We start from the raw sequence: 20,277 nt of genomic DNA, 5'->3' as shown, positions 1-20,277 counted from the left end.
TCTTCCCCACGTCAACCCACCAACCCCACCGTCACCAACCTCCCGGCCGAGTACAACTAGCTGCTGACTCTGATCAGGGCCTTGCCGAGCAGGGTGCGCTGCTCGAGGGCCCTGTGGGCGTCGGCCACGTGGTCGAGGTCGTAGACCTTGTCGACCACGGGCTTGAGGTCGCCGGCGACGGCTCTGGCGATCACGTCGGCACTTGTGATCGTCGTGGTGGTCGTGTCGGCTCTGAGGTCGTTGATGCCCTTCACCGTGACGTTGCGCCGTACTGCCTCGTCGGGGTCGTAGGCGGCGAAGCCTCCGCTCGGGGCGCCGTGGGCGGAGAACCAGCCGCCGTCCTTGACCACGGTGAACGCGGTCGCGCCGAGCTGTCCGCCGGCGCCCTCGAAGACGATGTCCGCGCCCTGGTTGTTCGTTGCCTCCAGCACCAGCTTCTCCCAGCCGGGCTTGGAGTAGTCCACCACGACGTCGGCGCCCTGGGCCTTGCTGAGGTCGAGTTTGGCCTGGCCGCGCGCGGCGGCGATGACGTGTGCGCCGGCCCGGTGGGCGAGCTGGATCAGCAGCAGGCCCATGCCGCCGGCCGACGCGGTGACGAGCACCTCCTTGCCCTGCATCGGCGGCGCGAGGTCCTCCAGCATGAGGGCGGTTTGACCGTCGCCGAGGACAGCGATCGCGGTCTCCAGGTTGAGTTCTTCCGGCACCTCGAGCAGGCCGGAGGCGTCGGCCAGCGCGAGCTCGGCGTGGGCACCGAAGCCGAAGGCACGGCCTAGGACGGTCTTGCCAATCCAGGTTGTTGGCACATCCGGCCCGACGGCACGGACGGTGCCCGCGAGCGAACTGCCTGGCACGTAGGGCGTTTTCACGTCGAAGTACTGGCTGTGGTGGCCCTGGCGGATGGCGGTCTCGACGAAGATGACGTCGGCGACCGCGACCTCGATGAGCGCCTCGCCTGGGCCTGGGACGGGGTCCGGCCAGTCCTGGGTCTGGATGACGTCCGCGCTGCCGAACTCGGTGACTACCGCTGCTCGCATGGTTTCTCCCTTGGTGTGGAACTCCGAGGCTGCAACCTGAACTTGAGTTGAGGTCAAATCCGGGGTTGTCCACAGGGGTGGGTGACGGGCGGGAATCTGTCGGTGGTCCGGCGTACTGTGCAGGGCATGTTCGACGCCGTTTTCGTCCCCGCCGATCCGCCGCGCGCGGGCCGGCTGGCGTTGTACGGCGACCTCGCGGCGGTCGGTGAGGTGGCGGACGGGACGGTCTCGCTGGTGCTGCCGAAGGGGTCGCAGGTGCGGCGGACGACGGTGCCGGCGCGGCTGCTGACCATCGCGCAGGTGCTTGATCGGGTGCGGGACGGCTCTGACGGCGGCGGCGCGGGCAGTTGGGCCGACGGCTCGGGCAGCTGGGCCGACGGCTCGGGCGGTTGGTCCGACGGCTCGGCGAGTTGGGAGGTCTGGCGGACGGCCGCGTTGGCGGGGCTGGGGTTGATCGCGCGCGGCCGGCTGGTGCCAGACCGCAGCGCGAGTGGGTACGGCGCTTGGCGGGTGGCGCCCCTGGATCCGCTGGACCGCGGCTGGTTGAAGAATCTGGGCGCTTCGATGCCGCCGTACGCGCATGCGCTGCCGATCGAAGGGACGCGACCGGTGCGGCTGGTCGATCCGGAGCAGTTGGTGCGGGCGTTCTGGGATGCGATCGCGGACACGCTGGTGCGGACGCCCGCCGCGGCAGTCGCCGTACGGCCTGGTGCGGTTGCCTTCGCGTCGGTCGATCCGGTCGACGTGACTGGGCCGACTGGTTGGCTCGAGGAGACGGCTCAGAGCGAGGAGGCGGGTTCGCGGTTGGTGCTGCGGATCGAGCCGCCGGAGGACGACACCGACTTCCGGGCTGTGTTGCAGCTGCGGAGTGGTGTGGATCCGAGTCTGCTGGTGGATGTCGAGGACGTGTGGAACGCGCCGGCCGCCGTACTGTCCGCGCTCGGTGAGCGGGCGGAGACCGATCTGCTGCTCGCCTTACGGCGTGGGGCTCGGGTCTGGCCGCCCCTGGGATCGGCGTTGCGTGATGCGGCTCCGTCGGAGGTCGAGGTCGACGACGAGGCGCTCGAAGAGCTGGCCGAGGGCAGCACGGCGTTGGAGGGCGCCGGGATCGAGGTGCTGTGGCCGACCGAGTTGTTCGCGGGTGAGCTGGCTGTGCGTGGCACGGTCGCGACGCCGACCCCGGGCGCGGTGACCGGACCGGACTTCAACCTCAACGAACTGGTTGCGTTCCGCTGGCGGCCGACGCTGGACGGGCAGGAGCTGACGGAGCAGGAGGTCGCAGCGCTGGCCGAGGCGAAGCGCCCGATGATCCGGATGCGCGGGCGCTGGGTGCGGGTCGATCACGACCTGGTTCGCAAGCTGCGGCGCGGTGACACGCGGAAGCTGACCGGTGCGGAGGCGCTCGGTGCCGCGCTGACCGGGACCATCGAAGTCGACGGCGAGCTGGTTGCGTTCGATCCGAACGGATCATTGGCCTCGATGCTCGCCCGGCTGCGGGCGGCCGAGGAGCCTGCGCCGTTCGCGCAGCCGACAGGGTTGAATGCGACCTTGCGCGACTACCAGCGGCGTGGTGTCGCGTGGATGGCTCAGCTCGCGAATCTGGGTCTCGGTGGTTGTCTCGCCGACGACATGGGCCTCGGCAAGACGATCCAGGTGATCGCGCTGCACCTCGCCTTGCTCGGCCGCGGCCCCACGTTGGTGGTCTGCCCGTCGACCCTGCTCGGGACGTGGGAGCGGGAGTTCGCGCGGTTCGCGCCGGACGTCCCGACTCGGCGATTTCACGGCGCCGGCCGGACACTCAGCGATCTCGCGCCGGACGAGGTCGTGCTGACGACGTACGGCGTGGTGCGGCAGGACCATCGCGTGATCGGCGAGGTGTTCTGGGGGCTCGCGGTCGCGGACGAGGCCCAGCATGCGAAGAACCCGTTGTCCCGGACCGCGCGAGCGTTGCGGACGTTGCCATCGGCAACCAGGATCGCGCTGACCGGGACGCCGGTGGAGAACCGGTTGTCCGAGCTGTGGTCGATCCTGGACTGGGCGGCGCCGGGGTTGCTCGGGACGCTCGACCGGTTCCGGCACGATGTCGCCGTACCGGTCGAGCGGTATCACGACGAGGAGGCGACGGCTCGGCTCGCGCGGGTGACGCGGCCGTTCCTGCTGCGGCGGCGGAAGAGTGATCCCGGGATCGCGCCGGAGCTGCCGCAGAAGACCGAGCACGACGTCGTCGTACCGCTGACGGTGGAGCAGGCCACGCTGTACCAGGCCGTCGCGAAGGAGACGCTGGCCAAGATCGAGTCTGCGGAGGGGATCGCGCGGCGCGGGCTGGTGCTGAGTCTGCTGACGCAGTTGAAGCAGGTGTGCAACCACCCGGCGCAGTTCCTGCACGAGCCAGGTCCGCTGGAGCGCCGCTCGGGCAAGCTGGCCGCGCTCGACGAGCTGCTCGACGTCATCCTGGCCGAGGGCGAGTCGGTCCTGATCTTCAGCCAGTACGTCGAGATGTGCCGGCTGATCGAGGCGCACCTGGCGGCGCGGCAGATCAGGTCGCTGTTCCTGCACGGCGGGATCGGGGTGCGGAAGCGCGAACAACTGGTCTCCGAGTTCCAGTCCGGCGAGGCGCAGGTCTTCCTGCTGTCGCTGAAGGCCGGCGGCGTCGGGCTGACCCTCACCCGGGCCACCCATGTGGTCCACTACGACCGGTGGTGGAACCCGGCGGTCGAGGACCAGGCAACGGACCGCGCCTACCGCATCGGCCAGGACCGCCCGGTCCAGGTCCACCGCCTGGTCACCGAAAACACCCTGGAAGACCGCATCTCCACCGTCATCGCATCCAAACGCGACCTAGCCGACGCGGTAGTCGGCTCCGGCGAAGCCTGGCTCAGCGAACTGTCAGACGCAGACCTAACCGAACTGGTCGAACTCTCCACCGGCCCCTCAAAATCCGGCTCAGCAAGCGCCCACAACCCTTCCGCGATAGGCAAATCTTCCCCGGCCTCGACCTCCGCGGAGGTAGGTGATGACGATGAATGAGCGGGTGCCGTGGCAGGGGTGGCGGCGGAAGGGTGAGGATGCTGGGTTGCCGGCGGCCAAGGGGGCGGGGAGTCGGCGGCCGTTCGGGGCGACCTGGTGGGGCCGGGCGTGGTTGGAGGCGTTGGAGCAGCGGGCCCGACTCGATCCGAACCGGCTGTCCCGTGGCCGCTCGTACGCGCGTCGCGGGAGCGTGCTCGAGCTCACGGTCTCACCCGGTGAGGTCGAGGCCGTGGTGCAGGGCAGCCGTGTCACGCCGTACCAGGTGACAGTCCGGATCCGCGCTTTCACAGCCGCCGAGTGGGACGCCGTACTCGACGTCGTCTCCGCCCAGATCGGCCGCGTCGCAGCACTCCTCGACGGCGAGCTACCACCCGAGGTCGTCGACGACGTCCACGCCGCCGGCCTCGACCTCCTCCCCGGTGCCGGCGAGGTCCACACAAACTGCAGCTGCCCCGACTTCGCCGTCCCCTGCAAACACTCAGCCGCCGTCTGCTACCTCATCGCCGACGCCCTCGACGACGACCCGTTCGCCCTGCTCCTCCTCCGGGGCCGCCCCAAAGACGATCTCCTCACCACCCTCCGCACCCGCCGCTCCACAACCACGTCAACGACCCCCGTCCGCCAACCCCCGCCCCCGGGCATCCCCGCCAAGAAGGCGTTCGCCCCCTACCTCGCCGCAACCCGAGCATCCATCTCCCTCGACACCCCTCCACCCACCACAGCCACCACCACCGCCACCACCCACTCCACCGACGATCCCCTCGCGCCCGCTCAGCCCGCGACTCCTCCGCCCGCCGAGCCCGTGGCTCGTCGGCCTGCTGTGCCGGTGCCACCTCGACCGATGGGGGCTGCTGGGGTGCCGGCGGCTGTGCAGGCGTTGGATCCGCCTCGGTCGGCTGGCGTGGATGTGCGGGATCTGGTGGTGCTGGCGACTGATGCGGCGCGGCGGGCCTGGGAGTTTGCGTCGGGTGACGGCGATGGTGGGCTTCAGCTGACCGTCGACCAGGATCTCGCTCGCCGCGCGGCTGACCTGCTCGGCACCCCGGAGTTGGCTGACCTCGCGCACCGGGCCGGCGTGTCAGCCCGCCAGCTGACCAGCTGGGCGGTCGCATGGCGTGAGGGCGGTCCCGGCGGACTCGCTGCCACCGTCGACGTGCCCGTCGACCTCGACCCGCAAGCCCTCGCCGAAGGGATCGACGCACTGGGCGGCACTGTCGAGGCCAACCGCGTCACCGCCGGGCGCATCCAGCTCCGCCTGGGCCCTGACGGCCTCTGGTACCGCTTCGACCAGCAGTTCAGTGACTGGACCCTGGCCCGTCCGCCCTCCCCCGACCCGCAGGACCTCCTCCGCTGACTACTGCGCCCGCGCCGCGACGAAGGCCTGCGCCAACCGAGTGATGAGGTCGTACGGGATCGGCTCCTTCAGCGGGAACTTGAGAGTGCCTTTGCCCGAGCGGTACGGCGCGATCCGCGCGGCCAGCTCGTCGTCGACCGGCGGGATCGGGTACACGGAGACGTGCTCCTTCCAGCCGCTGAAGTACATCAGCGCCTTGCCGTCCACCGTGACCGCTGGGATCTGGTAGCTGATCTTCTCCCCCGCGTCCGGGACGACCGCGCGGATGGTACGCCGTACCTCCTCCAGCACCTCCTGGACGTCGCCGGGGAACGACCCGATGTACTCGTCCACGGTCGCGAACTTGTTCTCCGCCATACCCGCCATCGTGGGCAGCGACCGCCAGTCCGGGCAAGGCCCCTCAGGAGCGCCGGCGCAGCGAGGTGTGAGTCTCGAGAGCGGCGACGAGGTGCTCGGCGATCTTGGCGTGCCCGGCGACGGAGGGATGGACACCGTCGGTCGTGTCGGCGTCCGTGATCCAGCCGGTCGAGTCGACCAGCACCAGGTTGGCGTCGTCGAGCGACTTCACCGCCGCCTGGATCACGTCGGCGTGCTTGCCGTTGAACGGGGTCAGCGACACGATCGTCGTCGCCGGGTACGTCGTACGCACCCGCCGTACGAAGTCGGCGTACTCCTCCGCCTCCAGCGTCTCGTCGTTGACGCCGAGGTTGACCACGACCACGTCGGACGGCTCCACGCGTTCGGCCGGCGACCCGGCGAAGTTCCAGCCGAACGACTCCACCCCCGGCGGCACGTCCCCGTTGCCCGGCCGAAGGATGCCCTGCCGCCCGAACCCGACCTGGTACGACGTGGCGCCGAACGCCCGCGCGGTCAGATAGGCGTACGACGCCGTACCGTCAGCCCCCTCGGACTCAGGATGGGTGCTGAGGGCTAGCACGCCCTGCGTGATCGAGTCGCCGTAGAACTCAAGCCGCGGGCCGCCGGGGCGGCCGCTCAGCCGCAGTCGAGCGTTCACGTCGAGCACCAGCCCGGCGAACACGACCGCGCACTCGAACGGCGGGTTCCACCGGTTGACGTGCTCGTTGACGTCCTTGACCACGATCTCGACCTGGTGCCGGCCGTCCGGCGCGGACAGCTCGATGACCGGGTCGTCGACCACGTGCAGCGCCGGCTCACCGTCGTCGACCGTGATCCACAGGTGCGGCGCGACGGTGAGGCCGGCGGTGTCGAAGAGCAGCTGCAGCCGCTCGCCGGCGAAGGAGAACGTGATCCGCGAGCCGGAGTTGACGGTGATCGCCAGCCCCGGCTGGTGTCCCCACTGGCCTTCCAGGACGATGCGGGGATCTCCCGGGGCGACGACCTCACCAGGCTCGAACGGCACGTCTCACTCCTCAGTCTTCGGATGGCGGGCTTCGGGTGGCGGGTGCAATTCTGCCTGGCCGGTCACCACCCGTCCTTCCGAGCCCGCGCTTCGAACAGCAGGATGCCGGCCGACAGCGCGACGTTCAGCGAGTCCGCCTGGCCGAGCATCGGGATCGACACCGCCTCGCAGCCCTGCTCGTGCCAGGTCCTCGACAGCCCGTTGCCCTCCGAGCCGACCACGAACGCGGTCGGGCCGTCGTACGCGCCATCGCGGTAGCTGCCGGTCGCCGCCGGGTCGGCGAGATGGATGCGGAAGCCGTGGCCGTGCAGCCAGCCGGCCGCTTGTCCGATCTCGTCGAACTCGAGGACCGGGGTCGACAGGATGGTTCCGCGGCTGGCCGAGTACACCGCGGGGTGGCTCGGCCGCGCCCGGCGGCTGGTCAGGACGAGGCAGTCGGCGTTGGCCGCGTCGACGGTACGGATCAGGGTGCCGAGGTTGCCGGCGTACTCGACCCCGTCGGCGACCAGGACGAGCGAGGAGCCGTTGAACCGGAACGTCTCCGGTCGCCAGGTGGGCAGCCGGACGCTCGAGATCAGGCCGTCGGACCGGGTCTTGCGGGACAGCCGAGCGAGCAGCTTCTCCGAGATGCGGTAGACCTCGGTCGCGCGTTCGGCGATCCGCTCGACGTCGTACGCCGTACCGGCCTCGGGGCACCAGAAGAACGTGTCGATCGGGGTTTTCGTGGTCAGCAGCCGGTCGTGTTCCCAGGTGCCTTCGATCATGATCCGGCCGGGGACGCCGTCCTTGCGTACGGCGAGCAGGTCGCGGACTCGGGGGTGGTGCGCGCCGATGGGGCGCGCGTGAAGCACAGTCATGTGCCAGCTCCGTGAGGAGAGAATCAGCAAGCGCGCCGGGGACCCTGTCGCGGGTCCGCGCCGGCGTGGCGAACGCCCGAAGGCGCCGTGGTCTGAGCGCGGTCTACCTGGACCGCTCAGCCAAGGATTCTCTTCACGCTCGGATCGTAGGCATCCCGCTCGCAGCCAGTCACCCGGTTTTCCACAGCCCAGGTTGTCCACAGCCGCCGGCCAACCCGGTTTTGGTCTGTCCCCCGCGGTGGTTAGAGTCCTTCTCCTGTTGCCGATGCGCTCGCGCGGGGGCGGTAGACACACGGGAGGAGTACTGATGGACGCGACCTTGCTGGACGCCGAGGCCGAGGCGGCTGTACTGCGCGTCTACCGTCAGGTCTTCGCCGTGCTCGCCCGCGAAGCCGGCGCGATGATCGTCGACCCCGACCTCCTCGACGTCGACCAAGCCATCCTCGACGCGTTCGCCGAAGCCGGCAGCGACGGCCTCACGGTCGAACAGGCCACCCTGGCCTGCCGGTCCTACCCCCACGACGTGATCGTCCGCCGCTTCGACGTACTCCGGCAGTACGGCGCGATCACCAAACTCGTCGACCGTCCGAACGAGCTGCGGCACCGCGCCGCGTTCGCGCCGTACGTGATGCTGATGTTCCTGCGCCGGATGTCGGTGCAGGGCGGTCAGGCTGAGCTGCACCAACTGCTCACCCTGGAGGCGCACAGCGTCAGCGACCCCAGCGCGACCGAGGACGACGGCCAGGCGTCGATCGAGCGGTTGACGAAGGTGTTCCGCCTGCTGGGCAACGAGCTTGCGATCCTGGTGTCGACCAGCACCACTGCCCAACTGCGGGAGAACGCGCAGCTCGCCTGGGGCAACGAGCGACTGATCGAGCAGGCCGAGAAGGTCCACCGGATCGTCCTGGAGCGGTGGCCCACCCTGCACCGCGCCTGTACGTCGCTACGGATGGCGCTGGCCGCGTACGCCGACGCAGTACAACTCGCCGCGGGTCGCCTGGTGGAGCGAGCCGGTACGACGCGTGCCCTCGGACTACTGCCGATCGAAACGTGGCTCACGTTCACGCGCACCAGCGAGCCCGACGTACTGGCGAGTGTGCTCGATGGACTGTTGTTCGATGCGGCCGCGCCGGACTTCTCGCCGCAGACCATGGTCGAGGCGGTCGAGACCGGACGCCGTACCGGGACTGCCCGGATGGCGCCGCCGCGACCGACCGACGACACGGTCGCGCCGGAGTCGGCGGCGGCCACAGATCGCGAGGAGCTGCGGGCCGAAGCCGAGCGCGTGCTGGCCGGGCGCTCGTCGGTCGACATCGTCGAGGTGGTCGACGCGGCCGGCGACTGGATCACGGCTCGCCGCGTGCTGGCAGAGCTGACGGCGGCGCACCTGCATGACGAGCTCGACTACGAGCTGGTGTGGTCGGACGGCATGCGGATCGACCCGAGCGCGGGGACCCCGTGGGCGACCGAGGGCGTGTTCCGGCGGGTGACGCGATGAGCACGCCGTCTTCGGAGGCCGTGGAGCGCCGGCTCTTCAACGCGCTGTGGTGGGCGAAGGTGCAGTCGGCAGGTCCGCTGGAGGTCGAGCCGGACACACCGGCGGTCGCAGGGCTGACCCGCGCCGCCTCGCCGGACGGCTCGACGGTGTGGCTGGTGCCGACGTTGCCGTCGGGTGCCGGTCACACAGTGCTCGAGGAGTTGGGCACTCCCCCGGTCGCGGTCGAGCAACCGAACGAGACGGCTCGCGTCCTCTCCATCTGCGTCGCCTGCTGCTGGACGGACCGCAGCGGTCCCGCCTGGCCGGGTTCCGTCGGCACGCTCGCGCAAGTCAGGTCCGTGTACGCCGGGATGCGCGGCCGCCCGGAACAGTCCAGCGACCTCACCCTCATCATCGGCAGCCTCCGCCGCCTCCACGCCACCCACTGGCTGCTCTGGAACGAGCAGGCCGCCGAAGTCCGCCTGGGTCCCCGCACCATCACCTGGACCGGCAGCGACCTCTCGACCCTCCGAGACCTCTGCCGCCACCTGCCCGAGCCCCCACCCGCCGTCATCGCCAGCGCACCACCTCCCGAGCCGGAACGCGACCCACTGCTCGCCACTGAGTCGGACGTGGCTGATGAGTGAGCAGCATGTGTTGTTCGATCCGTTGCTGCAGGACTTGAGCGATCGGGCGCGCGATGAGGTGCTGGCTGCGTTCAGCGCGGTCCAGTACGCCGCCCACCCGGTGGCCGAGGTGCAGTTGCCCGGCCTGCGCGACGTAACGCTACGTCGACATGTCTCGCGAATGCTCAAGCTCATCGGTCGGACACTGGTACACGTCGACGGCACCCACTGGACATCCGGGTACGCCGACGACATCGCGGCAACCCTGACCGCGCAAGGCTGGCAGCCACTGTCGGTCGTCGACCGCGCAGTACTGGTCCTCGTGCTGATCCACTCCGTCGCGATCCCCCGCAGCGAAGGCATCCTCACCGGCGACAGCTGGAAGTCGGCCCGTCCGACCACCGTCGACGAGTTGCGCACAACCAAGATCAGCAGCGAGGAACGCCGCCTCGCCCTCCAACGCCTCCGCGCAGCCGGCCTCATCCAACTGTCAGGCGACCACTCAGGCGGCCCCAGCTACATCCCGGGCCCGCAACTCCAGCGCCTGACACCTGCAGCCCGACGCCGCCTCCAGGACCAACTCATCCTGGCCGCGGCCCCCGCCAGCCCGATCGCCGAAGCCATCCGAGCCCGCAACGGCACCTGGACGAAGCCGGCCGACGAAGTAACCAGCAGCACGACACCGACCGAGCAGGCGGCTGACGGCCGTACCGGGGAAGGGATGGCATGAGCACTCCGGTGGAGGACGGTCCGTTCGACATTCTCGGGTCGAAGGTGTTGCTCGGCGTACAGGTGGTCGACCTGTCGCGCCTGTCGACGCATCCGATTCCGATGGTCGGCCAAGGACTCGTCACGGTGGCCGGCCAAGGCCCGACCGACTCGAACGGCGCGGGCAAGTCGTCCTGGATCGCGGCGCTCAGCCTGCTGCACGCCGACGACCAATGGCGACTGACCAGCGGTGCGCCCGGCGCGGCGGAGTTGCTGTTCACCGCCGAGGCGGCAGGTCAGGAAGGCAACTGGTCAAACGTCGACCGCGGCTACATCGTCGGCGTGTTCTCCGATCCCGACCTCACCGACCTCGCCGAGATCGAGGCCGCCGCGATCACCGTGTGGATCCGGATCAACCGCAAGGCGTCGTACATCGACCTGCGCTGGAAGAACGGCCTGCACGTCCCGTACGGCGCCACCGAGGCCGAGCGGGCCGCCGGCGCCGACGCGCTGTGGGCAGCCCTGCCGCACTCCAACGGCCGCACCGACTTCCACGCAAACAAGCTGTCCACTGTTCTGTACGGCGGCCAGGTCCGCTGCGTCTCCTTCCTGTCGACGTCGGTCCGGTCGAGCCCGACCGCGAACCTGCTGGCCGAGCCGCTGAACGAGCTCGGCCCGGCCCGGATCTTCAACGCGATCGCGACCCTCACCGGCCTCGACCACGAGCTCGAGCAGGAGCAGGCACACCGCTCCGCCGAGCACACCCAGCGCGAGGCGACCAAGCAGGCAACGGCCGACCTGCAGCGGTGGGAGCAGGAGATGGCCGCAGTCGAAGCCGGCATCCTGCAGCGTGCCGCGGCCCGGGACGCGCTGGCCGCAGCGAAGGAGTCGTGGCAGGCACGGTGTGCCCGGCACCTGATCGACGGCGACGCGCGGACCCGCGAGATCCTGCAGGAGCTCGCTGTACTCGACGAACGGGTCGCCGAGCAGGAAGCGCGCCGGGAAGCGGTCGATGCAGAGATCGATGCCTTCGGCAACGAGGAGGTCCTGCTGCGGGACGTCCAGCTGACCCGGCAGGAGCGGGACAAGCTCGACGCGCGGGACCGTGAGCTCGACCTGGCCCAGCGTTCGGTGCGCGAGCAGCTCGAGCGGCTGGGTCAGGAGCACCGTCGGCTGGTGGAGGCGGGGCGTTCGGCGGACGGTCGTGATCTCGCTGCCGCCGGCGAGGAGCAGGCCGAGGCCCGCGCCGTACTCGAGGAGCACATCGGTCGCGACCACGCGGCTCGGTCCGCCGTCGACTTCGCGACCGCCGAGTTGCGCGAGGCCGAGAGCGGTCAGACCGTGTCGGCGCCGCAGCAACAGGTGCTGGAGAACGCAGGCCTCGAGTGCGGCGCTCTCACCGACATCACCGAGTTGTCGACGGGCGAGCGTGCCGAGTGGGAGCCGCGGCTCGCGCCGTACCGGGAGGCCGTCGTCATCGACTTCGGCGACGCCGCTGTCGCGTCGGCCGCGTTGGCAGACGCCGGGTACGCCGGATTCCTGCTGGTGCTCGCGAATCGGCCCGGCGCCGCTGGCAAGGGCAAGCGCGGACCGAAGTCGGCCGACAAGCGATTCAACCTGGACGGGTTCTTCGCGGCGATCGGTGAGCGCGCGACGAAGGAGAACATCGACGACCTCGCCGGCGTCGTGGCCGTCGGCCAGTTCGACGAGCCGCTGACCGGCCGCACCGCCCGGATCGAGGCTGCCCGCCGCCGCGTCGAAGCCGCGGTCGAGGCCCGTGCCGTCGCCTCCGCAGCCCTGGAACAGGCGCGTGCCCGAGTCGAGCAGGCGGAGCGCCGTACGGCGGCCGCCCGCGCACTCGCCGACGCCGAGTCGGTGCAAGAGCAGATCCTCGCCCTGCGCGAGTCGATCGACCGGCACGAGACGGATCGCGAATCACTCGCGCCGCAACTCCAGGCCGCGAAGGAGTCCGCCGAAGCAGCAGCCGGTCAGCAACTCGTTCGCGACGAACGACTCAAGAACCTCGAGGCCACCCGTCGCGACCACGAGCGGCTGCTCGACGACCTGACCGCTCGCCGGCTCGCGCTTCTCGAAGAGCAGACGTCCCTCGACCTCGCGACGCGCACTACCGCGTGGGGATCCACGCCGGCGGAGGCGGAGGAGTTCATCCTCGGACTGCCGAACGACGCACAACGCCGTACGACGGCCGACTGGAACCACCAGGCCTGCACGCAGATCGACGACGTCATCCGCCGCTGCTTCCCGAACGCCCGTTCACGCGAGGAGATCCCGACCGAGTTGTGGGAGATCCTGAACGGCCCGGACGGCTGGACGAACGGCACGCTCGGCGTCCGCGTCGGCCTGGTCCCGGCGCTGCACCGGACGCTGAGCAGCCACCTCGCCCAGCACGAGACGTTCGACAGCCTGCAGCAACAGCAGATCGCCAGCCAGCGCGCCGAACGCAACGCCGCCCTCGAACGCGCCCGCGAAGGGCTCGGCGAGGCCGAGAGCACCGCCCGCGCGCACCGCGCATCACTTGCCGACGGCATCAAAGCGCGACTTCGCCTGGTGTCACAGGAGTTCGACCGGCTCGACCAGCAGTACGGCGGGTACGGCGCGAAGCTCGAGTTCCCCGAGCCCGACCCGCCGGCCGAGCCCGACAAGCCGTGGCGCTGGACGGTCACGCCGAAGTGGCGGCGTTCGGAAGGCGGCCCGTTCTCCGCGTTCAACGTGAAGGGCAACACCGCCCAGATGGACGAGAAGGCGGTCAAGCTGGTGTGCGCCGCCGCGCTCGCCGGGGGGTCCGATCGTCCCCTGCTGCTGATCCTCGACGAGCTCGGCCGGAACCTGGGTTCCCAGCACCGCCGCGAGGCCGTCGCCCTGTTCGAGCAGATCGGCCGCGACCGCAACATCACGGTCATCGGCGCACTCCAGGACGACATGGAACGCTACGCGCTCTCGTCCTCTCGGCTCTACGTCAAGCTCCGGCGCAGCTCGGACACCATGCCGTACAACCAGGCACCGGTGGTCAAGGGCAACGAGGAGTACGCCGCCCGCGTGGAGCTGCTTCGCAGTTGGCTGGAGTCGTACCGCGGGACGACTCCCACCCTTGATCTGGCGGCGCCGACACTGACGCCCTAGATCGCTGACTCCACGGGCGAGTCTTCCGGCACTTCGTTGCGCACCCGGTGCCGGTAGCGCAACGGGGACTCGCCGACCTCACGCTTGAACGCCGTACTGAACGCACTCTCCGACGCGTACCCCAAGTCGGACGCGAGCGACCCGACGCGAACGTCGTCGTCCCGCAGCGCGCGCTGAGCCAGCAACATCCGCCAGCGGTTGAGATAGGTGAGCGGCGGTACGCCCGCAACGGTCCGGAACCGTTCCGCGAACGACGTCCGCGACATCGCAGCGGCACGGGCCAGTTCCTCCAGCCCCCAGGACTTCCCCGGCTCCTCATGCATCAGGCTGAGCGCCGGCCGAAGCCGTACGTCGGTCAGCACCCGGAGCCCGCCTGGCGGCAGGTCGGCCTGGTCGATGTAGGCGCGCAGCACCTCGAGCAGCACCAGCTGGCTGTGTTGCCGGATCGCGAAGGCGGACCCTAGCCGGTTCGACGTCACCTCGTCGTACAGGCGGTACAGGCTCCCCCGCAGGTTGGCCGCCGAGGGGGCGGATCCGCGCACGTGCGCCACCGGTGGGAATGCCTGCGAGAGCAACGCCTGGCCGGCCGGGTTGAGCTCGATGCGGCCCCCGATGACGATGTCGTCGATCTCGGTGTCGGCGCCGATCAGGTCCGGCGAAGGGAAGCCGGGTTCGGGCTCGATCTCGCGGCGCGGTCCGTCGCCGGCGCCGCCTTCGAGCTCCAGCCAGGACCGGCTGTTCAGGATGGCGACGTCACCCGGCTCGAGCTCGATCGGCTCGATGCCGTCGGAGCTGAGCCGGGCCCGGCCGGACACCATCGCGATGAACTTCATCGGCTCACTGAACAGGCCGCGCGTCACCCAGGGACCGCGCATCGCGAAGCCGCCCGACATCAGGCCGCGGACCTCCACGAGGTCGAACACCTCGGACAGCTGATCATTGGCCACGTCCGTACTCTCGCGCAAGAAATGCGAACTGACAACTATTCAGAGTCCGGACCGCGCCCAGCAGACTGGCGGTATGACCCAGAAACAACATCCCCTCGGATCGGGGTTCACCGCCGCGTCCACGGCTGACGAAGTGCTGCGCGGCAAAGATCTGTCCGGCACGAATGTCGTGGTCACCGGCGGCCACGCCGGGATCGGCCTGGAGACCACGCGCGCACTCAGCAAGGCCGGCGCGGCAGTCACCGTCGGAGCGCGCGATGCGGAGCGTGCCGCGGCTGCGTTGGCCGGGATCGAGGATGTCGAGGTCGGACTACTGGACCTCCTCGACGCGGCGTCGATCGACGCGTTCGCCAACCGCTACCTCGAGTCCGGCCGCCCGCTGCACGTCCTCGTCAACAACGCCGGGATCGGAGCGGGGCCGCTGGTGCGCGACGCGCGCGGTTACGAGTCGCAGTTCGCGACCAACCACCTCGGCCACTTTCAGCTGACTCTGGCGCTGCTTCCCGCGCTGCGCGCCGCGCACGGCGCCCGAGTGATCAACGTGACGTCCGGCGGTCACCGGCTCTCCGACATCCGCTGGGACGACCCGCACTTCACCACCGGCTACGACCCGCTGCTCGCGTACGGCCAGTCCAAGACGGCCAACGTGCTGTTCGCCGTCGAGCTCGATCGCCGCTGGGCCGACGAGTCGATTCGCGGGTACGCCGTACATCCGGGCGTCGTCGTGAGTACGAACTTGGGTCGCTCTGTGCCCGAGGACGAGAAGCGGGCGATGTACCTGGCCATGGAGCTGATCGACGAGTCGGGTCAGCCGATCATCGACCCGGAGCAGGAGAAGAAGACAGCGCAGCAGGGCGCCAGCACCACTGTGTTCGCGGCGACCAGTCCGCTGCTCGCCGACCTCGGTGGCGTCTACCTGATGAACAACGACATCTCGCCGCTGGACGAGAACCCGAAGTCCATTGCTTTCGGCACCGAGCCGGTCGTCGAGTCCACCGTCGTACCGCACGCCCTCGACCCGGCCTCGGCGGAACGGCTGTGGGAGCTGAGCGAACAACTGATCAAGGCGAACTGAGGAGAACTGCTATGCGATACCGCACTCTTGGACGGACCGGGATCAAGGTCAGCCCGTACGCGCTCGGCGCGATGATGTTCGGGGCCGTCGGCAACCCGGACCACGACGACTCGATCCGGATCATCCACCGGGCCCTCGATGCCGGGATCAACTTCATCGACACCGCGGACATGTACTCCCGGGGTGAGTCGGAGGAGATCGTCGGCAAGGCGCTCAAGGGCCGGCGCGACGACGTCGTACTCGCGACCAAGGCCCGCTTCCCGGTCGACTTCGACCCCAGCGGTACGACGCCGGCCGTGCCCAACCGGTCGGGTGCCTCCCGCCGGTGGCTGATGCGTGCACTCGACGACTCGCTGCGCCGGCTCGATACCGACTACGTCGACCTGTTCCAGATCCACCAACCGGATCCTGACACCGATCTCGAGGAGACGCTGTCGGCACTGACGGACCTGGTGCGCGCCGGCAAGGTCCGGGCGATCGGCACGTCCTCGCTGCCGGCGTCGGACATCGTCCGGTCGCACTGGATTGCCGAGCGGCGCGGCCTGACCCGGTTCCGTACCGAGCAGCCGCCGTACTCGATCCTGAATCGCGGCATCGAGCGCGAGGTCCTGCCGGTGGCCGAGGAGTTCGGCATGGGCACGCTGGTCTGGAGCCCGCTCGCCGGCGGTCTGCTCACCGGCCGCTACCGCAAGGACCAGGAGAACAGCACGCACCGGTCCCAGTTCGGCTTCCGGCACTTGACCGACGAGCGCCGCCTGGACGCCGTCGAGGAACTGATCTCACTCGCCGACGACGCCGGGATGCCACTCACCCATCTCGCGATGGCCTTCGCGATCGCCCACCCGGGCGTCACGTCGGCCATCATCGGCCCTCGGACCATGGATCACCTAACCGACCTGCTGGCCGGCGTCGACGTCACCCTCACCGATGACGTCCTCGACCAGATCGACAAGATCGCCCCACCCGGCACCGACACCGGCACCCTCGACATGGCCTACAACCCACCCGCCGTCCACCACGCCCACCTACGCCGCCGGGCCCTCCCCGACCGTCCCGCGGCCTGACCACTCCACAGACCTGCCGCGGCGCTCTGCCGCGGTAGGTCTACTCAATTTCCCGTCATCCCGGGCCTGCGGCACACCTGCGACCTCATCGCAGAGGCACCTCGAGAACCACCGGCCGCGGTAGCGCTCCCATCGACTCACCCATGACTTCAGTCATGTATTTGCCAAAACCGGACCCCGGTGGTTACCCCGGACCCGATGGTGCTTCAGACTGGACCGGTGGAAGCTCCAGAGAACCGCAGCGACTGCTTACGCCGTGTAGGCGGAACTCTGGCCAACCGTCCGACTACCGGCGTACCGTCTGCTGCGCAGGTCCGGCCGGCTCGTGATCGGAGGGCGTGAATGGCATCGTGGCTCCTCCGCGCCCAGTGGACCCACCGTGACGAGTCCGTGGAGCACCGCGCTCTCCGCGTCGGCCGCACCCTGACCGCGGTGGCCGTGGCGTTTCCCGACGTACACAACTGGACTCAGGACGAGCGCTGGGGCTACCACGTCCTCGAGGCCGACGGCTCGACCCCGCTCCAGGAGATGGTCGAGGCCACTACGAAGGTCCTCGCCAACGGCTCGAGCACGACCCGGCTGCACCTGCAGAGCACCGGCGATCTGCCCTGGCTGTTCGACCTGTCGATGGGCGGTACCCTGACGACCGTCTCGGACCAGCTCACGCTGCACTGGAGCGACGAGGACGCCCTCGTCCAGTCCGAGCGCTTCGCCCAGGTCCTGCGCGCGGTCGTCTCGATCTGGGAACCCGAGTGGGCCAGCATCGCCGACACCGAGCTCGCCGCCGCGGCCGGCGTGTTCCGGCGCGGGATCCCGATGATGGGCTGGTTGACGTACGTCCGCGGCATGGTGGCCGGCGCCCACGGCATCGACATCGGCCTGACCCCGTTCGAACGCGGCACCCTCCTGCAGGCCCCGGTCGCTCCGGCCGACCTCACGCCGGTCCACATCTGCGCCGCCGCCGCGCTAGTCGGCATCGCCCCTGAGAGCTAGTTCGCCGGTACGCCGGTCACCACGACCTGCTGATCCCATCGCGCCAACTCCGCAGCATCCGGCACCTGGAACTTGGAGTTGTAGTCCTCCAACTCCTCGCGGGTGATGTGGAACGTCCCCTCCGGCAGCGCCGCATTCCGAGCCGCCAGCCGCTCCCACAACACTTCGAACGGCGGATTCAGTACGACGATCTCCGCGAGCGCACCGAGCCCATGCGCGCGGTTGCGGAACATGTCCCGCTCGGTCTCGGACCAGCACCCGTAGTCCAGGACCACGCTCACGCCCAACGACAACGCACGGGCCGCGACACCCCAGAACAGCTGCGACTCGAGCACCCACCGCCGCCCGCCGTCCTCACTCACCCCGAACAGCGGCTCCATCCACTCGTCCGGCGTGAACCTCAGCGCCGCTCGCTCCTCCTCCAACTGCCGAGCCAGGGTCGTCTTCCCCGCGCCGGGCAACCCGACGATCAACACCATCACCGCACGCTGCATACCCGAACCCTACGAACCCCGCGTCCGAAACCTTCAAGACACGTCCGCGCGATCCAGTAAGCATCGACACATGCCCTCGAACCTCACCGACCTGATGAACGTCGGGAAATCCGTCGCCGCGTACTTCGAACGCGCCGGCATCACCCGCATCGACCAGCTAACCGGCCAAGACCCCGTCGACCTCTACAACTCGATCTGCCAAATCGACGCCCACCACCACGACCCCTGCCTCCTCGACACGATCATGTCCGCCATCGACCAAGCCAACGGCAACCCACCCCGCCCCTGGTGGACCTACACCCCCCACCGCAAACAACTCCTGTCCCAGCAACCCGTTCCTGCCCCCTCCAACTCCTAACGCCCTCCCTGCCCCGGCGCCCCCAGCCATTAGAACCACCCACCGCCACAGCCCACCCCAGCGCGGCTCCCACGAGCACCTGCAACCCGCGCGCCACTCCCACCCGCACCCAGGCACCCCGGCCCGCGCCCACCCCCGCCCCGAAACAGTTGCGTCCAGCAGAGTGGTGTACGGCGTGGTGGCCGGCCCGGGCGTAGACGTGGGTGCGGTCACCGCGTGATTCTTCGAGGAATCTCTCACAACCCTCTCGAAGAGGAAGTTCACTGCGATGACCGCACAACCCAGTATCGACCCTGCTGAGTTCCTGCACGAGCACCTCGAGCAGGCCAGCCCGGATCTGCTCCGGGAGCTGATGGAAGGGTTCACTACACCGCCAACCTCATGGCGACCTGCCCGAAACACGCCTGGGGCGGAGTGAAGGCGATGCTGCACTCGGTGTTCGACCAGATCGACGCCACAGCCGTGGACACGCAGTACGACAAACTGCTGGACCAGATCGAGACCAGCCTGCCCGAGGTGCACCAGCATCTCGACGACGCCCGCGCCGACGTGCTCGCGTTCACCGCGTTCCCGCGTGATGTCCGGCGCCAGATCTGGTCCAACAACCCCAACGAGAGACTGAACCGCGAGATCCGGCGACGCACCGACGTGGTCGGCATCTTCCCCGACCGCAACTCCATCGTCCGCCTCGTAGGCGCCGTCCTGGCCGAACAACACGACGAATGGGCCGACGGCGCCGCTACCTCGGCCTCGACGCCCTCAACCGCAGTCGGCTTACCCTCATCACCACCAGCGCACCCGAACACGACACCACCACCACCGCAACCACCACCATCAGCGCCTAACCACACACCAACGAAGGACCAAACGTCGTACACCACTCCACAGGACTGACCCGCCTGGGATTCCGCTCGTCGGTTCCAACCGCCCGATCGATGTCCTCGCCGAGTCGCCGCCTGGGATCAGCTCTTCGGCAGGGGCAAGCCGCATAAGCGACTGCCAACGCTTCCTTCAGGAGGCATGCCGCCACCAATTCGTGCAGTTAGCACTCGAGCAGGAGGCATGCCGCCACCAATTCATGGAGTTAGCACTCGAGATCTTGTACCGCAGTCCTCGGCGACCGCGGTCTCGGCGCCTGCACACCAGTCCCGCCGGGTCTTGGGCGACGACAGGGCCGGTGTCAGGCAGTACGACGCAGCACCGCGGCAGGCGGCCGTCCTCCGGCAGAGGCATCCCTGCCACAGCACCGGACACACGCGCATGGCGGACTGCGCCTCGAGCACCCCCACACCAGCTCCGGCAGTCGGCCCCGGCATCCCGGCCACAGCTCCAACTGCGTCCGGATGGGCGGAGTGCGGACTGCGCCTCGAGCACCCGCACACCAGCTGCGCGGGCCGGCCTCGGCACGGCAGCCCCGGCCACATCACCAGTTGCGTGCGTATAGCGGACTGCGGCTCGGGCAACCGAGCGCCAACTGCGCCGGCACAGGCCATCCCGGCCATAGCACCAATTGCGTGCGGATGGCGGATGGCGGATGGCGGATGGCGGATGGCGCCTCGAGCAACCACACCCAGCCTCGCTGTCCAGCCCCACAGCGGCCCCGGCCACAGCACCAGGTGTGTGCGGATGGTGGCTCCGCTTCGCGGGCTGTGGAAACGGCTGGGGAAATGTTAAGGGCCACCCCTAGTGGGGTGGCCCTTAACAGTGTGAATGTCCGGCGGCGTCCTACTCTCCCACGACC

The 20,277-nt window shown here is 69.4% G+C and carries 16 protein-coding genes and 1 pseudogene; 11 read left to right on the top strand and 6 right to left on the bottom strand.

All coding sequences use genetic code 11. The features are described 5' to 3' along the window. Positions 1-56: 56 nt before the first annotated feature. Complete coding sequence (locus ACWCOV_RS39235; RefSeq protein WP_449834461.1) at positions 57-1,034, bottom strand: zinc-binding dehydrogenase; 978 nt, start codon at positions 1,032-1,034, stop codon at positions 57-59. Between the two features lie 126 nt (positions 1,035-1,160). Between ACWCOV_RS39235 and ACWCOV_RS39230 the strand changes: the two genes are divergently transcribed. Both ACWCOV_RS39230 and ACWCOV_RS39225 read left to right on the top strand, forming a co-directional pair. Beyond that, complete coding sequence (locus ACWCOV_RS39230) at positions 1,161-4,061, top strand: DEAD/DEAH box helicase (RefSeq protein WP_449834460.1); 2,901 nt, start codon at positions 1,161-1,163, stop codon at positions 4,059-4,061. Further along, positions 4,054-5,415: an SWIM zinc finger family protein gene (locus tag ACWCOV_RS39225; RefSeq protein ID WP_449834459.1), complete on the top strand. Its 1,362-nt coding sequence runs from the start codon at positions 4,054-4,056 to the stop codon at positions 5,413-5,415. The genes ACWCOV_RS39230 and ACWCOV_RS39225 overlap by 8 nt, the downstream gene beginning before the upstream one ends. Here ACWCOV_RS39225 and ACWCOV_RS39220 read toward each other — a convergent pair whose 3' ends face one another. From ACWCOV_RS39220 to ACWCOV_RS39210, 3 genes are all read right to left on the bottom strand, one after another. Then, positions 5,416-5,772, bottom strand: a complete 357-nt coding sequence (locus tag ACWCOV_RS39220; RefSeq protein ID WP_449834458.1) for an iron chaperone — start codon at positions 5,770-5,772, stop codon at positions 5,416-5,418. 43 nt (positions 5,773-5,815) lie between these two features. Next, positions 5,816-6,796 carry an SGNH/GDSL hydrolase family protein gene (locus ACWCOV_RS39215; RefSeq protein ID WP_449834457.1) on the bottom strand — a complete coding sequence of 327 codons (981 nt, stop codon included), beginning with the start codon at positions 6,794-6,796 and terminating at the stop codon, positions 5,816-5,818. Positions 6,797-6,858: 62 nt separating this feature from the next. Next, entirely contained in the window at positions 6,859-7,653 is a 795-nt protein-coding gene (locus tag ACWCOV_RS39210; protein WP_449834456.1) for a TrmH family RNA methyltransferase, read from the bottom strand. A gap of 307 nt (positions 7,654-7,960) precedes the next feature. Here ACWCOV_RS39210 and ACWCOV_RS39205 point away from each other — a divergent pair, with 307 nt between their 5' ends. Genes ACWCOV_RS39205 through ACWCOV_RS39190 form a run of 4 tightly spaced genes read left to right on the top strand, consistent with a single transcriptional unit; the run spans position 7,961 to position 13,605 of the window. Beyond that, positions 7,961-9,151: a hypothetical protein gene (locus ACWCOV_RS39205; protein WP_449834455.1), complete on the top strand. Its 1,191-nt coding sequence runs from the start codon at positions 7,961-7,963 to the stop codon at positions 9,149-9,151. Next, positions 9,148-9,777: a hypothetical protein gene (locus ACWCOV_RS39200; protein ID WP_449834454.1), complete on the top strand. Its 630-nt coding sequence runs from the start codon at positions 9,148-9,150 to the stop codon at positions 9,775-9,777. The genes ACWCOV_RS39205 and ACWCOV_RS39200 overlap by 4 nt, the downstream gene beginning before the upstream one ends. Next, positions 9,770-10,486, top strand: coding sequence for a hypothetical protein (locus ACWCOV_RS39195; RefSeq protein WP_449834453.1), 717 nt, complete (start codon positions 9,770-9,772; stop codon positions 10,484-10,486). The genes ACWCOV_RS39200 and ACWCOV_RS39195 overlap by 8 nt, the downstream gene beginning before the upstream one ends. Further along, positions 10,483-13,605: a chromosome segregation ATPase gene (locus tag ACWCOV_RS39190; RefSeq protein ID WP_449834452.1), complete on the top strand. Its 3,123-nt coding sequence runs from the start codon at positions 10,483-10,485 to the stop codon at positions 13,603-13,605. The genes ACWCOV_RS39195 and ACWCOV_RS39190 overlap by 4 nt, the downstream gene beginning before the upstream one ends. Here ACWCOV_RS39190 and ACWCOV_RS39185 read toward each other — a convergent pair. Then, positions 13,602-14,552, bottom strand: a complete 951-nt coding sequence (locus tag ACWCOV_RS39185; RefSeq protein ID WP_449834451.1) for an AraC family transcriptional regulator — start codon at positions 14,550-14,552, stop codon at positions 13,602-13,604. The two genes, ACWCOV_RS39190 and ACWCOV_RS39185, sit on opposite strands and share 4 nt — an antisense overlap. 73 nt (positions 14,553-14,625) lie before the next feature. Here ACWCOV_RS39185 and ACWCOV_RS39180 point away from each other — a divergent pair, with 73 nt between their 5' ends. From ACWCOV_RS39180 to ACWCOV_RS39170, 3 genes are all read left to right on the top strand, one after another. Continuing rightward, positions 14,626-15,627, top strand: coding sequence for an SDR family NAD(P)-dependent oxidoreductase (locus ACWCOV_RS39180; protein ID WP_449834450.1), 1,002 nt, complete (start codon positions 14,626-14,628; stop codon positions 15,625-15,627). Positions 15,628-15,638: 11 nt separating this feature from the next. Next, entirely contained in the window at positions 15,639-16,691 is a 1,053-nt protein-coding gene (locus ACWCOV_RS39175) for an aldo/keto reductase (protein ID WP_449834449.1), read from the top strand. Between the two features lie 342 nt (positions 16,692-17,033). Beyond that, positions 17,034-17,684 carry a hypothetical protein gene (locus tag ACWCOV_RS39170; RefSeq protein ID WP_449834448.1) on the top strand — a complete coding sequence of 217 codons (651 nt, stop codon included), beginning with the start codon at positions 17,034-17,036 and terminating at the stop codon, positions 17,682-17,684. On the opposite strand, the gene ACWCOV_RS39165 is transcribed toward ACWCOV_RS39170, so the two are convergent. Beyond that, positions 17,681-18,178, bottom strand: a complete 498-nt coding sequence (locus ACWCOV_RS39165; protein WP_449834447.1) for an AAA family ATPase — start codon at positions 18,176-18,178, stop codon at positions 17,681-17,683. The genes ACWCOV_RS39170 and ACWCOV_RS39165 overlap by 4 nt on opposite strands. Positions 18,179-18,248: 70 nt before the next feature. On the opposite strand from ACWCOV_RS39165, the gene ACWCOV_RS39160 reads away from it, so the two are divergent. Both ACWCOV_RS39160 and ACWCOV_RS39155 read left to right on the top strand, forming a co-directional pair. Then, entirely contained in the window at positions 18,249-18,536 is a 288-nt protein-coding gene (locus ACWCOV_RS39160) for a helix-hairpin-helix domain-containing protein (protein WP_449834446.1), read from the top strand. Between the two features lie 357 nt (positions 18,537-18,893). Continuing rightward, a pseudogene (locus ACWCOV_RS39155) lies at positions 18,894-19,381 on the top strand (transposase); the annotation flags it as partial. Between the last annotated feature and the right edge of the window lie 896 nt (positions 19,382-20,277).

The sequence above is a fragment of the Kribbella sp. NPDC002412 genome, assembly GCF_053592935.1.
This window is presented reverse-complemented; position numbering and strand designations above follow the sequence as displayed.

What these genes read in the sequence shown, in the direction of transcription:
- ACWCOV_RS39170 (WP_449834448.1), top strand. Translation starts at nt 17,034, where the DNA reads ATGGCATCGTGGCTCCTCCGCGCCCAGTGGACCCACCGTGACGAGTCC.
- ACWCOV_RS39200 (WP_449834454.1), top strand. Translation starts at nt 9,148, where the DNA reads ATGAGCACGCCGTCTTCGGAGGCCGTGGAGCGCCGGCTCTTCAACGCG.
- ACWCOV_RS39205 (WP_449834455.1), top strand. Translation starts at nt 7,961, where the DNA reads ATGGACGCGACCTTGCTGGACGCCGAGGCCGAGGCGGCTGTACTGCGC.
- ACWCOV_RS39225 (WP_449834459.1), top strand. Translation starts at nt 4,054, where the DNA reads ATGAATGAGCGGGTGCCGTGGCAGGGGTGGCGGCGGAAGGGTGAGGAT.
- ACWCOV_RS39160 (WP_449834446.1), top strand. Translation starts at nt 18,249, where the DNA reads ATGCCCTCGAACCTCACCGACCTGATGAACGTCGGGAAATCCGTCGCC.
- ACWCOV_RS39165 (WP_449834447.1), bottom strand. Translation starts at nt 18,178, where the DNA reads ATGCAGCGTGCGGTGATGGTGTTGATCGTCGGGTTGCCCGGCGCGGGG.
- ACWCOV_RS39220 (WP_449834458.1), bottom strand. Translation starts at nt 5,772, where the DNA reads ATGGCGGAGAACAAGTTCGCGACCGTGGACGAGTACATCGGGTCGTTC.
- ACWCOV_RS39210 (WP_449834456.1), bottom strand. Translation starts at nt 7,653, where the DNA reads ATGACTGTGCTTCACGCGCGCCCCATCGGCGCGCACCACCCCCGAGTC.
- ACWCOV_RS39230 (WP_449834460.1), top strand. Translation starts at nt 1,161, where the DNA reads ATGTTCGACGCCGTTTTCGTCCCCGCCGATCCGCCGCGCGCGGGCCGG.
- ACWCOV_RS39180 (WP_449834450.1), top strand. Translation starts at nt 14,626, where the DNA reads ATGACCCAGAAACAACATCCCCTCGGATCGGGGTTCACCGCCGCGTCC.
- ACWCOV_RS39175 (WP_449834449.1), top strand. Translation starts at nt 15,639, where the DNA reads ATGCGATACCGCACTCTTGGACGGACCGGGATCAAGGTCAGCCCGTAC.
- ACWCOV_RS39235 (WP_449834461.1), bottom strand. Translation starts at nt 1,034, where the DNA reads ATGCGAGCAGCGGTAGTCACCGAGTTCGGCAGCGCGGACGTCATCCAG.
- ACWCOV_RS39190 (WP_449834452.1), top strand. Translation starts at nt 10,483, where the DNA reads ATGAGCACTCCGGTGGAGGACGGTCCGTTCGACATTCTCGGGTCGAAG.
- ACWCOV_RS39195 (WP_449834453.1), top strand. Translation starts at nt 9,770, where the DNA reads ATGAGTGAGCAGCATGTGTTGTTCGATCCGTTGCTGCAGGACTTGAGC.